At 63.9% G+C, this 13,279-nt stretch carries 10 protein-coding genes; 5 read left to right on the top strand and 5 right to left on the bottom strand.

Annotated elements, in window-relative coordinates:
• Positions 1–2 precede the first annotated feature (2 nt).
• Entirely contained in the window at positions 3–911 is a 909-nt protein-coding gene (rfbD, locus tag ACO07K_RS09105) for a dTDP-4-dehydrorhamnose reductase (RefSeq protein WP_422035604.1), read from the top strand.
• Positions 908–1,936 (top strand): glycosyltransferase, encoded by a 1,029-nt coding sequence (locus ACO07K_RS09100; RefSeq protein WP_422035603.1) that lies wholly within the window; start codon positions 908–910, stop codon positions 1,934–1,936. Before rfbD ends, ACO07K_RS09100 begins: the two co-directional genes overlap by 4 nt.
• Here the strand turns inward: ACO07K_RS09100 and ACO07K_RS09095 are convergent.
• The 3 genes from ACO07K_RS09095 to ACO07K_RS09085 all read right to left on the bottom strand — a co-directional run bounded on the left by ACO07K_RS09095 (position 1,930) and on the right by ACO07K_RS09085 (position 5,601).
• Positions 1,930–2,859, bottom strand: coding sequence for an NAD-dependent epimerase/dehydratase family protein (locus tag ACO07K_RS09095; protein ID WP_422035602.1), 930 nt, complete (start codon positions 2,857–2,859; stop codon positions 1,930–1,932). The two genes, ACO07K_RS09100 and ACO07K_RS09095, sit on opposite strands and share 7 nt — an antisense overlap.
• Positions 2,860–2,903: 44 nt before the next feature.
• Positions 2,904–4,124 (bottom strand): NAD-dependent epimerase/dehydratase family protein, encoded by a 1,221-nt coding sequence (locus ACO07K_RS09090; RefSeq protein WP_422035601.1) that lies wholly within the window; start codon positions 4,122–4,124, stop codon positions 2,904–2,906.
• 157 nt (positions 4,125–4,281) lie between these two features.
• On the bottom strand, positions 4,282–5,601 hold the full coding sequence (locus tag ACO07K_RS09085; protein ID WP_422035600.1) for a polysaccharide biosynthesis/export family protein: 1,320 nt from the start codon (positions 5,599–5,601) through the stop codon (positions 4,282–4,284).
• Between the two features lie 202 nt (positions 5,602–5,803).
• Here ACO07K_RS09085 and ACO07K_RS09080 point away from each other — a divergent pair, with 202 nt between their 5' ends.
• Both ACO07K_RS09080 and ACO07K_RS09075 read left to right on the top strand, forming a co-directional pair.
• The gene (locus tag ACO07K_RS09080) at positions 5,804–6,445 is read left to right on the top strand and encodes a hypothetical protein (RefSeq protein ID WP_422035599.1); all 642 of its coding nucleotides are present in this window, start codon (positions 5,804–5,806) and stop codon (positions 6,443–6,445) included.
• A gap of 2 nt (positions 6,446–6,447) precedes the next feature.
• Positions 6,448–8,295, top strand: coding sequence for a glycosyltransferase family 2 protein (locus tag ACO07K_RS09075; protein ID WP_422035598.1), 1,848 nt, complete (start codon positions 6,448–6,450; stop codon positions 8,293–8,295).
• 12 nt (positions 8,296–8,307) lie between these two features.
• On the opposite strand, the gene ACO07K_RS09070 is transcribed toward ACO07K_RS09075, so the two are convergent.
• Positions 8,308–11,361: a glycosyltransferase gene (locus ACO07K_RS09070; protein ID WP_422035597.1), complete on the bottom strand. Its 3,054-nt coding sequence runs from the start codon at positions 11,359–11,361 to the stop codon at positions 8,308–8,310.
• 217 nt (positions 11,362–11,578) lie between these two features.
• On the opposite strand from ACO07K_RS09070, the gene ACO07K_RS09065 reads away from it, so the two are divergent.
• On the top strand, positions 11,579–12,886 hold the full coding sequence (locus tag ACO07K_RS09065; protein ID WP_422035596.1) for an alpha/beta hydrolase family protein: 1,308 nt from the start codon (positions 11,579–11,581) through the stop codon (positions 12,884–12,886).
• Between the two features lie 5 nt (positions 12,887–12,891).
• Here ACO07K_RS09065 and ACO07K_RS09060 read toward each other — a convergent pair whose 3' ends face one another.
• Positions 12,892–13,260, bottom strand: a complete 369-nt coding sequence (locus tag ACO07K_RS09060; protein ID WP_422035595.1) for a YciI family protein — start codon at positions 13,258–13,260, stop codon at positions 12,892–12,894.
• Positions 13,261–13,279: the final 19 nt, after the last annotated feature.

Genomic DNA, 13,279 nt, shown 5'->3' with positions numbered 1-13,279 from the left:
CCGTGCGAATTCTGGTGACAGGCATCACAGGTCAGGTCGGGTCGGCGCTGGTTCCCCGTCTTGCGCCGTTCGGTACTGTCATTGCGGCCGACCGGACACTCATCGATCTGACGAAACCTGACGAGATTGCCGGTCGCCTGGACGAGATCAAACCTGACGTCATCGTCAATCCGGCCGCTTACACGGCCGTCGACAAGGCAGAGGACGAACGCGAAGCCGCCTTCCTGGTCAACGCAACGGCGCCGGCTGCCATGGCCCGATGGGCGGCCGACAAGCGTGTGCCGTTGCTCCATTTCTCCACCGACTATGTCTTCGATGGTAGCGGGACCACCCCTTGGAAGGAGACCGATGCTCCCGCCCCGCTATCGGTCTACGGCGCCAGCAAGCTTGCCGGCGAGCGGGCGATCCGGGAGGTCGGCGGTCCCCATCTCATTGCCCGCACATCGTGGGTCTATGCACCCGTCGGCGCCAATTTCTTCCGTACGATCATGCGTCTGGCGAAGGAGCGCGAGGAATTGCGCATCGTTGCCGACCAGTTCGGCGCCCCGACATCTGCGTCCATCATCGCGGAGGCCATCGCCGCCATGTTTGCGGCGCCGGGCGGCGTTCTGCAGATGATTGGCCGAAGCGGCGGCCTCGTTCACCTCGCGGCGTCGAACGTCACCAGCTGGCACGGTTTTGCGACCGCAATCATCGAGGGGCTGCGGGCCAGAGGCGTCGCCCTGAAGACCAGCCGGGTCTTGCCGATCGCGACCAGCGAGTATCCCGTCAAGGCGCAACGCCCCCTCAACTCGCGCCTCGACCTGACCAACCTGTCGCAGACTCTGGGCATCTCGACGCCTGACTGGTCTATCGGCCTTAAAACCGCCATCGAGGAGGTTTATGCAAATAGTGGTGAGCGCAACGGTTGAGCGTTGCCTCCGCGCCTTGCTGCGAGGTGCGCAAACTGGTCAGGAACGTGCCGAAAGTCTCCTTTACGCCGATCTGGTACCCTGTCGACCAATACGCTACGTCTCGATTGCGAGCCAAGTACGTCGTCGAGTTGCTCGCAGGTGATCCGGTCTGGGACGTGGAATTGACCCACGATCCGACGGCGGACATCGCGGTCATCGTTCAGCTATGCAGCGACCAGACTCTCGAAAGCGTTTCCCGCAACCGCCGGCAGATCGTCGTGTACGATGTGTGCGATCGGTTCTTCGCAACCGACAATATTTTCAAGACCGACGAAGGGGTGTTGCACGCCCGCCGGCGCTGCCTCGAGGTGATAGACCGCGCCGATGTCCTGATGGCGCCCACGATGCGGCTGCGAAACGAACTCGCAGACCTGTTTCCGGGCAAGCCCTGCTTCTACATTCCGGAATCGATCGACTATAGAGTGTCTCCGAGGCCGGCAACCGCAGTTGGTTCGCGCCGTCTCGTCTGGTTCGGCCACGTGACTCGCGGAAACTTCGAGAGCGCACGCTGGATCATCGACTACCTGAAATCTCACTATGAGTATGAGCCCGTATTGGTGACCACGCCCAATACGCTTTCCCATAATTTTCCGGCATACAGCCCGTTCTGCGTGCCTTGGTCAGTCGAGAACGTGCAACGCGAGCTTTCCATGGCGGAACTCTGCGTCGTCTCCCATGCTGCGGACGAGCCCACCAAGAGTCCCAACCGATTCGTCGCCGCGATGATGCACGGCGTTCCAACGCTGGTCAGTGGCTCGCCCGCCTGCTCGGAGATTCTCAGCGCGGCGGCGCACGACATGTTTGCCGTCGAAACCCCGTACGCGCTCGGCAGAGCCGTCAGGGAGCTGTCGGATCCGGACAAGCGGCGCAGCTACGTCCAGGATGTACAGCTCGAGATGTGGCGACGCCATTCTCCCGAGGTCGTTCGGCGAGCCTATGTCGAGCTCTTCGAGAGACTTCTGCCCGGGAACGACAATTACTGATCCAGAAACCAACGCCAGGTGCGGGGCAGCCCCGCTTCCAGCGTGACCGCGGGCCGATAGCCGAATGCGTTGGCCGCCTTTTCGATGGTTGTAAAGGTCCTCCGGACTTCGCCCGTGCGCCAAGGCGCGTAGCGAACCTCGAACGGCCAATCGGGTCCCACGACGGCGCGCATGTTTTCCAGAAGGCTCGCAACGGATGTCGGATGGCCTGACCCGAGATGGTACACGCCGGAAACCGCAGCCCCCAGGGACTGGAGAATGCCGTCGCAGAGATCGTCTACGTACACGAAGTCGCGAACCTGGCTTCCATCGCCATAAACGGTGATCGGCTGACGTGCCAGGATCTGGCGAAAGAAATGCGCGACCGCGCTGCCCTTGCGGCGCGAGTAGGGCCCATAGACATTGGTGAAGCGCAAGGCTGTCGTTCGAAATCCATAGGAGCTCGAAAAAGCGTGCGCATATCCCTCCATGGCAAGTTTCGATGCGCCATAGGGAGATAGCGGCTGGGGAACCATCCCTTCATGGATGGGCGCCGTCTCGGCGCCAAACAGCGCGCCGCCCGTCGACGCCAGCACGACGTGAGGAACACCGGCGTCTCGAGCCGCCAACAGCACATTCAACGTGCCTCTCACGTTGATCTCGAAATCGCTCACCGGATCGTCGATCGATTCCAGTACTCTCGTATGGCCAGCCAGATGGATGATGGCGTCGCAACCTTCCGACATTCGAAGCACGGTCGGAAGATCCCTGACGTCACCCTTCTGATACGCGGCGACGTTCGACGGCAAGTCGGCGGGCGAGCCCATCGTCTCATTGTCGAGAACGGTCAGATGGCCGGGCAGTCCGAGCGCTGCAGCGCGTCGAATGAGATTCGACCCGATGAAGCCGCAGCCGCCCGTGATCAGGATTTTTTGTGCAATCAAAGGAATTCGCCGAAGGCATCCGGAGGAATCAAAGAAAGGCCCGCCTATTCGGCAACGAGCTTGCTCATCTGTGCGAGCGCCTTCTGCTGCCGCTCGTGCGACCAGTAGGATACGCACGGAATCTTGGAGAAGTCGCAGCGGTGACGATAGCGCTGTGCGATGTCCCGCACTTCCTCGAGAAGGCCGACTTCCAGTGTCGTGGAAGCCACTCCCAGTGCCCGGAACTGGGGGTTTGCGACCTGCAGGTCGTTCTCTTCCAGTTCGGTTCGAGGATTGACGACGTTGACGATCTCACTTCCCGTCATGCTCTGCACGAACTTGGCCAGATCCCGGATGCGATGCGTCTCCGTCATCTGATTGAGAATGCGCACCTTCGCCCCTGCCTGCGGCGGGGACTCGATGGCTTTACGGATGCAGTTCACCGTATCGCGAATGTGAATGAAGGCACGCGTCTGCCCGCCCGTGCCGTTTACCGTGAGGGGAAAGCCGACGGCCGCCTGCATCAGGAATCTGTTCAGGACCGTGCCGTAGTCACCGTCATAATCGAAGCGGTTGATGAGACGTTCGTCGAGCTCGGTCTCGGGCGTCTGGGTACCCCAAACGATGCCTTGATGAAGGTCCGTGATCCTCAGTCGGTCATTCTTGGCGTAGAATTGGAACAGCAACGCGTCTTGCGTCTTGGTCATGTGATAGATGCTGCCCGGATCGGCGGGATAGAGCACTTCCCGATCGACATAGCCTCCGCCCTCCTGCGGAAGCCGGACGTTGAAGTAGCCCTCCGGGATGATCGCGCCCATGGCGCCGTATCCATAGACGCCCATCGTGCCGAGATGGACGCAGTGAATGGCCGGGTCGACCTCGACGATGGCCGCCATGATGCAGTTGGTGGCGTTCAGATTGTTGTTGACGGTGTATATGCGGTGCCGCGCCGACTTCATCGAATAGGGCGCTGCCCTCTGCTCGGCGAAATGAACGCACGCAACCGGCTTGTGCGTCGAAAGCAGCTCCCTGACCCCATCGAAGTCGGTCGCGACATCCAGCTGGCGGAAGACGATTTTCCGGCCCGTGAGCTCGTGCCAGGCCGCCAACCGCTCCGGCATGCTTCTGACTGGCGTCAGCGATTCTGCCCCCAGTTCCGCTTCGATGCTGCGGCGGGACAGATTGTCGACGATTACGACTTCATAGCCCGCGCGACTGAGATGCAAACTCGTCGGCCAGCCACAGAAGCCATCGCCGCCGAAAACGATCACGACGCCCTTTGTCATAGCCTCCAACACCTTGGACCTGGCCAATTGCGGCCGCTGTTTGCTTACAATGCCCCTGGATGCGGAGCAATGGCGGGACGACAGCCTCTCCCGACCAGCGGCCTGTCGAGAGAAACTACCGTGCGTTGAGCATAACTCGTGCCGGGTTGGTCCTGTCCTAGTTATTCGTACTGCGGGTCAGATCGTAGTAGGCACCCGTGATCGAGCGCACCACCTGCATGATCTTCAGGAACTGGACCGAGTCGGCGTTCGTGATGAGGACGACGTCCTTGTCGCGAAGCTGAATCTGTTGAGCGAAGAAATATCCGTCGGCCTGCGTGAGGTCGATGCGATAAATCACCGGCGCATCCATGCCGCCGTCCAACGCGGCCATGCGCGCGTTCACAAAGCTCGTATCCACGGCCTGCCTGTCCGCATTCAGCAAGGTCCGGGCAAACCGGGCCGGCTCGTAGCGGAACAGATAGACGCCGCCGAGATTGGCCTGCAGATCGATGCCGCCCCCCGAGCGGGCAATGGCTTCTGCCAATGTCACCTGTTCCGTCTCGAACGGATACTGGGCAACCTTCTGTGTCGCGCCCATGACAAGAAACGTCTTCGGATTGCGCACCAGCGAGATGTTGTCGTTCGGCTGGGCGACGACGTTGTCCGCCGGATTGGCCATCACCTGTTGCAGCGGCACCGACACCACCTGCTGACCACGCATGAGGCGCAGATCCATCTGAACGGCGGGAAACTTAGGCCCGCCGCCCCATGCGACGACATCCAACAGCTTCTCGCCGCGCAACGTCAGCGGCATGAGACCCGCCTTGTTGACTTCTCCTCCGACGGAGACAGTGTTCGATACGTTGCCGACCAGCGATACCACGACCTGAGGGCGGACCGTCTGGGATTCCAGGCCTTGCTGGATCAGCGCCGCGGCCTGCGATGGGGTACGTCCGGCAACATGGACACGGCCGACATAGGGAACGCTGACCTGACCATCCGCCTCGACGATCTGCAACGGCAAAGTGGAGGACTGGGGGGCCGGCAGGCCCGGGGTGCCCGTCATCAATGGAGGCACCGTCCCCTGAAAGAGCGTCGAACCCGCCGTTTCATACACGGTGATGCCGATCGTATCGCCCGGCTTCAGCGCTACGCTGGGCGTATACTTGGCCAGTCGGAATGTCTGTGGGAAGCTCGGCGGCTGGTATTGAGCCAAGGCCCTCGTGACCAGAGAGGTCACCTTTATGACGAAGACCTCCCAATTCTCGTCCTGCGTACGAACCAGCTGCGCAGTCGTGGGTGCCGCAGCCGGGACGTTCGTGCAGCTGGCGAGGGACAGCCCGAATAGACAGGCCGCGATTCTGAACGCCAGAGCCGCTTTCGCCTTGATCCCGCGGCCGCCGCCGTTCTCGGCGATCCCGCCGGCCGCCGCCCCGCTTCCTTGCCCAATCCCCACATTGACGTGCTGGTCCGGCGAGAAGTCCAAGAGAGTCATGTGGGCGGGCACTTTCTCGACATCGACAGAGTGGAAATCGACGGCAGATCGCTTGATGAACGGAGCGAGATATCTGGGTTCAAGGGGTATCCGCGAAGCCAACGATGGTCAATCCGTAGGCGGTGGGCAACCGGTGGCCGTTACACACCGGCACATTGCGGCGGACAAGCCCGCATCGGATATTGTTTTCGTGATATCCACAGTGAACATCCTGCTCCCCATCAAGGGCCTCCTGCGCCGGGTCGCTCCCGGCACGCGGACGGGAGTCGTCGGATGCGTCGACGGCATGCATCGCGGTCATGCCCGCGGATGGGCCATGGACCTGGCAGAGCCCACGGCTCGTCTGACCGTTCGTATGCTCGACCCATCCGGCCGGATGATCGCCCAGGGACTGGCCGACCATTATAGAGCCGACGTGCAAAAAGCGGGCTACGGCGACGGACACTACGGTTTCGCGCTGCCGGGCGCCGATGCTCACGGTATCGAGGCCGCGAAGTTCTCGTGTGGGGAGCCGAGCGTCGAGTTGCCCCAGTCGAGCTCCAAGCCCGGACGGGGAGCAAAGATCTTTCGGCACGGTGGGTATATCCTGTGCCTGGACGGCGCCGCGGCCGGGCCGGTTCTCACGGGGTGGGCCGTGGACCGGCAACGTCCGGAGGAGCGGCGGGTCATCCGCCTCCGCGCCGACGGTCAGCCCCTCGCTGAGCAGAGGGCCACACTTTTTCGCCGCGACAGCATCGAAACAGGCAGCGATGGCTTCCATGGGTTTTCCCTGCCCCGGCCGCCGCACCGCAGCCCCCAGTTCGTGGATGATCTGGCCAGCGGCCTCGAATTCAGGATCTCCTGAACATGGCGCTGCACATCGTCCTGGTCGACACTTGGCCAGCCGACGGCTGGCGCGGACCGTCCGGCGTCTTCGACGCGGCCGCGCGCGCGCTGGAGGCCCAGGGACATGAGGTCCGGTTGATCGACGACAGCGTGATGGCCGGCCTGTCGCAGGAGCCGACGCTCCTCACCGGCCTCAATCGGGCTGTGGCGGTCAGGTCGATGGCCGACAGCCATCGGCTCGCCCTCGAAATGGCGCGAAGGCCTCCCGACCTGATGATCGCGCCCGTCCGGGGCGGCATCGCCCAGGCGACCCTGATGGCAAGAGCGTGCGGCGAAGCGTTCGCCCACACCCGTGTCGCCCTGTGGGGGAATGAGCCGACCCGCGACCACTTCCTGGCCAGCGATTCCGCCGGTGTCGACCTGAGCGTCCTGATCGTCGATGCAATGGAACGCCAGTGTCTCGCCTTTGCGGATGCGCTCATCCGACCGGATCAGCCGGTCGATGTCCCTGCTCTTCCGGGCGATGATTTGGGAATTCGCACCGTCGGCTTTTCGCGCATAGCGGGTAGCCGGGCACGCGCTCCGGGCGGAACACAAATTCGTGAAATCGCCTTCATCGGTGCGTTTCAGCGATCGGCAGGCGCCGGTGAATTCGTGGAGGCCGTCGAGCGGCTGGCCCGCAAAGGCGTGCTGGGTGACAGATTGGTGACCTTTGTCGGTCCGATCGGCGAAGATTCCTATGGCTTGAACAAGGAGTGGCTCGGCCAGAAAGCATCGAGCTGGCCGTTCCGCTTCACGGTCGTGGACGAATCGGACCGCCGACGCGCGATCCGTTACGGCTGCGAGCCGGGCCGACTGGCCGTATCGGTGTCTTCCAGCATCGACGAGCTTCACGCCCTTCGCAAAGCGACAGGTCATCACGTGGCCCTCATCGCACGACCGATGGCCGACCGGCATCTGGCGACCCGCCTGGAACAATCGATTGCCCGTGCCCTCCGAGACGGCGCCGCGCCCGATGACGACCGCGGCGAGGTGGACTGGGCGAAGCTGGTGATGGACCTGACGCGCCTCGGCGTCCCCTCTCCGCCCACGGAAGCAGACAGCGTCACGGTCTGCATCCTCCACTACGACCGCCTTCGCTTCCTGCGCCAGGCGTTGGCCTCCGTCCCTGCAAGGATCGATGGGAAAGAGGTCGAAGTCATCGTCATCGACAATGCGAGCCCGCTTCCCGACATCGAGCATTCGATTCGTGAAATCGCCGGCGATCGCCCCGGACTCCGCATCCTGGGATTGAAGGACCCGCTCCCCCAGAGCTGCGCCTACAATCGCGGTCTCGCAGAGGCGCGATCGGACGTCGTCGTGTTCCTCGACGATGACAACATGTTCCGACCGGGAGGCTTGGAACGGCTCGCGCGTGCGGCGTCGACGGAGGCGCACGATATCGTCGTTTCTTCGCTCGATGTATTCGACGACGGGGACGGCGACCCGCTTGCCGCGACCAGCGCGGGGCACCTGCTCTTCCTGGGCGCCGCCCATTCGGCCGGCCTCTTCTTCAATGCGTTCGGCGACACGGCCATGGCGGTCAGGCGAAAGGCGTTCGGCGCTCTGGGCGGGTTCCACGATCTCGGATACGACTATCCGAGCCTCGACTGGGTCACCCTCGCCAAGGCGCAGGGTGCCGGCCTGCGCATCGGCGCCCTGCAATGGCCGGCTGTACGATACCGTCGCAACACGGCGCGCGCCGACGTCCAGGCCGTCAAACTGGACGAAGCCGGCGCGCGTGCGCTCGTGTTCGAGGCCTGTGGCGATTCGATCGACGCACGCCTGGTGGCGCGCTACGCGCAGAAGCTCCACCTGCGCGACCTCTGACGGGCGCCGACGCTACTTCACCGAGATAAGCTTGTCGCCGACCAGCCGGAGACGCCCGCGATTGAGGAGAAGACCCGAGTCCGCGACGACGACCTCTATGCGATGCGGCACACCATCGCGAAGCTGGCGCGGAATCGATATGGCGAAGCCGTAGGCCCCGGTCCCGATCTGCAGCGAGCGGAGATCGTCCCGGACGTAGTTCGCCGTGGTGCGGCCGAGGAACTTTCCATCGACGAAGGCGGCGATGTCGACGGAATTTTCCGGATGCGCCGGTTGCCAGGCCCACCCCCGGATCGTGGAATCCACCAAGTCGCAATGGCCCTCGTAGCCTCCGGCCTCCAATGCGCGAGGATCCGCCGGAACCGATAGTTCGCCGATCATCAGGTCCGTCCCCCTGACGCGTAACACGACCTCGGTCGTCCGCCAGTCGCCCCGAAAGCCATGGGGTCCGCGCCAGATCGGCATGGCAAAACCATGTCCGCGCATTCCGACGCGTGCCGGCAGGATCGCCGTCGACTCGATGTTCGCCGGCACCACCCGCTTGCGACCGTCGCCGAAATCCGCCTCGATCTCGACCGTGCGGTCTGGCCTGTCTTCGTCGCGCACCCAGCCGTGGACCACCCCACGGTGAACGCCGAAGAGCCGCCCGACATAGCGCTTCCCATCCGCGTCGGAGTGCCAATGAATGGCGAGATTGCGCACCGCCAGTTGCGCCTGCACGCCAGGCCGAACCTTCAATTCCTGGTCGCTCACGAGGTGAACGAGCCCTCCGCCATGCGCCGCGGCACGGACCGAAAGCCCGCGCGCGCGCCGCTCCGCCTTCACCTTGTTCCGCCGGATGCGTCCGGGAAGTTTTGGCGCCAGGGCCGCCAGCAGTTGCACGACGTTCCGCGCAGTGCTCTTCTTGGCATGCACGGCCAGGGCCGTCGAACCTCCGAGCCGGCCGCGCCTTCCGAGGTTCTTCTGCAGACCCTTCGCCATGATCAGCAGTTCGCGCAGCACCAGCGGCGCCGCAGCGAGCTGCGGTCGCGCCGCGCGGAACTCCGACACGGAGCGATCATAGCCCCGCTCGCGCAATCGTTCCGCGCTCCAGCCATCGACCGTGCCGAGTTCGCGGAGAACGGACTGGCAGCGCAGTCCGGCCAACTGCGCCTTCGAGACGAACTCGTGGTCATGTCCGAGAACGCGATAGTCCCGCGTGAATCCGCCCAGCCGGAGAAAGGCCTCGCGCCGCACGAGCAGGGGAAGCGGCGTGACGTCGGTGTGGAAGAACGCCTGGGCGAAATCGCCCAGCAGCGCGACGTTGAGATAGGGACGGCTGGCCTCCGACTCGCCATAGACCACCCGGAAGAAGTAGGTGAGCAGGTCCACCCTGCAGCGTGCCGCGACATCCCCGAGCGTGGACAGGGCCGCGGCATTCAGCGTCGAGCCGGACCACAGGAAAAAGACGAACTCGCCGCTGGCCTCGTCCGCCAGCGCATTGAACCCGAGTCCCGCGTCGAAGTCGAAAGTCGGAATGATGGTTGCGGAAAGCCCGAGTTCCGTGGCCTTCGTCCGGGCCCGGTCGACCGCCTCATTGTCGTCGGTATCTACGGCGATCAGTATCTCGAGCTGCGGATGATCCTGTGCGTTCAGGGAGGCCAGCGTCGCGGCGAGCTTCTCGTCGCTTTCGGGATGGTAGATGCACACGGAAATGGTGGGGGGCGGCGCGGCCCCGTGGAGTTGCGCAGGCAGCAGCTCCGCGAGGAGTCCGCGCCCGAGGTCCTGATGAAAGCGGCGCCACTGATCCAGATTTTCCCCATTGTCGAAACTGGGCGTTGCGACGTAGGCGCCCTGCTCGAGCGCCAGCGCAAGCCTGTCGGCCAACGGCACGGGATGGGCTGGGCAGAGGACGTGCGGATGATCGGCTGCGGCGACCAGCTCGGGCGTGCCTCCGGAATCAGAAGCGATAAAGGGGACCTTGCAGATCACGGCCTCGTAGACGGCCAGCGAGGAGTTTTCGATCAGCGACGGCATGACGGCCAGCCGGTTGCCGCCCAGTAGATATTCGACCCCTTCGTACTGCTGGAAGTCGGAGAGGATCTCGACCTTGGTCGGCCACGATGCGCTTTCGGCCCTGATGTATCCGACGACGTCTTCGCCCGTGCGCTCCAGCACCGGCTCGCCGGGCTTGCCCATGAAGGAGATCCGGGGCGGCAGAGCGGTGCCCTGGCGGATCAGGCGCTTGATCGCCTGAATGAAGATCAGCAGCCCCTTGCGCGCCTCCAGTCGGCCGAAGAAGACGATCTCGTCGACCGGGTGGCGGCTTCCCGGCTCCCAGTCGCGGCTTCGGGCGAGGCCGGCGAGGTGCTCGAAGGTCGCGACGTTGGGTTGCACGAAGATCCTGTCGCGCGGCATGTCGTAGCCCTGGCTGTGCATCCAGCGCAGCAGATGCAGGCTGCCTCCGACCACCATGTCCGCCAGTTCGACGCTGCGGCGCTCGGCGTTCACCTTCGCAAGATCGTCCAGTCGCTGGAAGGGCTGCAACCCGTAGAGCCTGTTCCACAGCCAGGGCGAAGAGGTCTTGACGATGAAGAGCGTATCGCGGAAGGCCAGCCCCTGCCGCTTGGCGAGCAGGCTGAAATACCCTGCCCCGCGCCATTCCGAGACGTGCACGACGTCCGAGGGATGTTCCGACAGGTAGCGGAACATGTTGTAGGAGGCATGTGCCCATCGATCGCCGCCGACCGGATACCGGTCCAGTCGCGCATAGTTCGGCACCGGCACGAAGCGGATTTTCTTGACCGCGTAGTAATCCGCCCAATGCTCGATCGTCTCGTTCTCCACCTCGTGTCCCTTGAGGTAGAGAATCGTCAACTCATGACCCAGGTCGGCCAGGAGTTCGGCGAGCGCGGAGTAGGTCGTGCCGATGCCGCCATTGCGCACCGGGCCAACGATATCTTCGGTGGCGATGCAAATGCGCAGGCGCCGCGCCTTGCCTTCGAAGGTGCGGAGTGAGTCCAGCCCCGGATAGGTGACGGTCCACGCCTCCGGTGAACGACGCACCAGATCGTCGATCGCGCCCAAGGCAGTGGAATGACAAAGAAGTTCCTCGACGGCGGCACTGGCTAGTTTTCTATCTTCGATTCCGTGGCCAGCCATCCCATTCCCTTATCGGACTCTTCAGGAGAATTCTATTTATCATACTTGCAATTGCGGCGACCGTGCAGTGACCACTCCAGAGGGCATGCTTCATAATGAAAGTGATACTCAAGCCGAACACGCCCCCTCGTGGAGCAGTTCCTTGACCGCGCACGATATTGGCAGGCGCCGCCTGTTGACGTCGGCAGCCGCAGGCGCCGCCTGGTTGACGCTGCCCCTCGCGGCACAGGCGCGAGCGGATGGCGCTCGGGTCCTCGTCGCAAAAGAACGGCTCGACGGTCTCGCGGCGACGTTCTTTGCAGCGTTCAACGAGGGAAGCGTCCTCGCCCCCTTCTCACCCGGCCGGCACGCGGCGCGCCACGACGTCGAGCTGAGCCGCATTTCGACGCTGACACACCTTCCGGATACGGGCGAGCCGGTCGAGGTCAGCGGACTCCTCGCGGTTCCCGCCGGCCTCAGCGGGCCGCTGCCCGTGGTCTCGTGGCAGCATGGCACGATCCTGTCCTTCGACCAGGTCCCCTCGAACCTGATCCGGCTGGCGTCCGAGCGTTACGAACTGCGCGACGACGCCGATTCGATCGAGACCCTGTTCAACGTCCAGCGATTCGCCGGAAACGGCTATGCCGTCGTCGCCGCGGACTATCTCGGCAAGGGCCCCTTGCGCAACGGCCGCGACGAGGCCTACGCGGTCAAGGAGGCGAGCGTCCGCTGCTGCCTCGACGTGCTTCAGGCGGGCATCGACGAACTCGAGAGATCGGGCCGGCGCCCCTCTTCCCTGTTCCTGAACGGCTGGTCGCAGGGTGCCCTGAACACCCAGTGGCTGAAACAGGACCTGCAGCAGCGCGGCATCACGGTGGCCGCGTCGGCCGCCCAGAGTCCGTTCAACGATCTGCCGGAGACGTTCCACTACTGGTCCGACCCGCCATCCTTCATCCCCTCGACGGAGACATCCTATCCGCCGCCGCCGGCCTGGATCGTGCCCTGCCTGATCGTCCTGCTGGGCAGCTACCGGCGCTATTACGGCCTGACCGATCTCTTCGAGACCGCGATCAAGCCGCAATACCGCGCCTTCGCCGAAAAATACTGGTCCGATTACAAGCTCGACGCGGAGGTCGCCAAGACGATGCCGCCGGTCGCCGACTTCCTGACCGAAGGCTTCTTCGAGCGCTTCACGCACGACACCAACAGCAAGCTCCTGCGCCGCCTCGCCGACAACAGCACCACCTTCTGGAACTACGACTCGCCGATCCGTTTCTACTACGGGCTGGCCGACGAGGCCTTGTACCCGCGCCTCGTCAAGATGGCGCTGGCGTCCGGCGGACGCGAGATGGCGGGCGTTCCGGTCAAGGGCGCCAGCCACCGCGCCACCTTCCTCGCGAGCCTCTACGGCGACTCTGCCGTCCTCGACGGCAAGTCCACCGTCCTCGACTGGTTCAACACGCTGCGGTGACGAACTCATTCCAGGTCGGACATCTCGTAGAGCGGCCGGATCTCGATCTCGCTCGGTCCCGGCATGGGATTCGGGCAGCGCTTTACCCAGGCCACCGCCTCGTCCATGTCCTTGACCTCCCACAGCCAGAAACCCGCCAGCTGTTCCCGCGCCGGAGAGAACGGCCCCTGCCGGACCGTGCGACCCGCACCATCGAAGGCGACGCGCCGGCCCTCGGACGTGGGCTTGAGCCCGTCACCGTCGCGCAGGATGCCGGCCTTCTGCATCTCCTCGTTGAACTTGCCCATGGCTTCCATCAACGCTGCCGTCTCCGGCGAGCGTACGAAACCCTTCTCGCTATCCTCGGTCGCCTTCACCAGCACCATCACGCGCATGTCCGTCTCCTTGTTCGGG

Source organism: Reyranella sp. (assembly GCF_965228225.1).
Lineage (GTDB): Bacteria > Pseudomonadota > Alphaproteobacteria > Reyranellales > Reyranellaceae > Reyranella.
The sequence above is the reverse complement of the archived record's forward strand: the minus strand, read 5'-3'. Positions and strand labels throughout refer to the sequence as shown.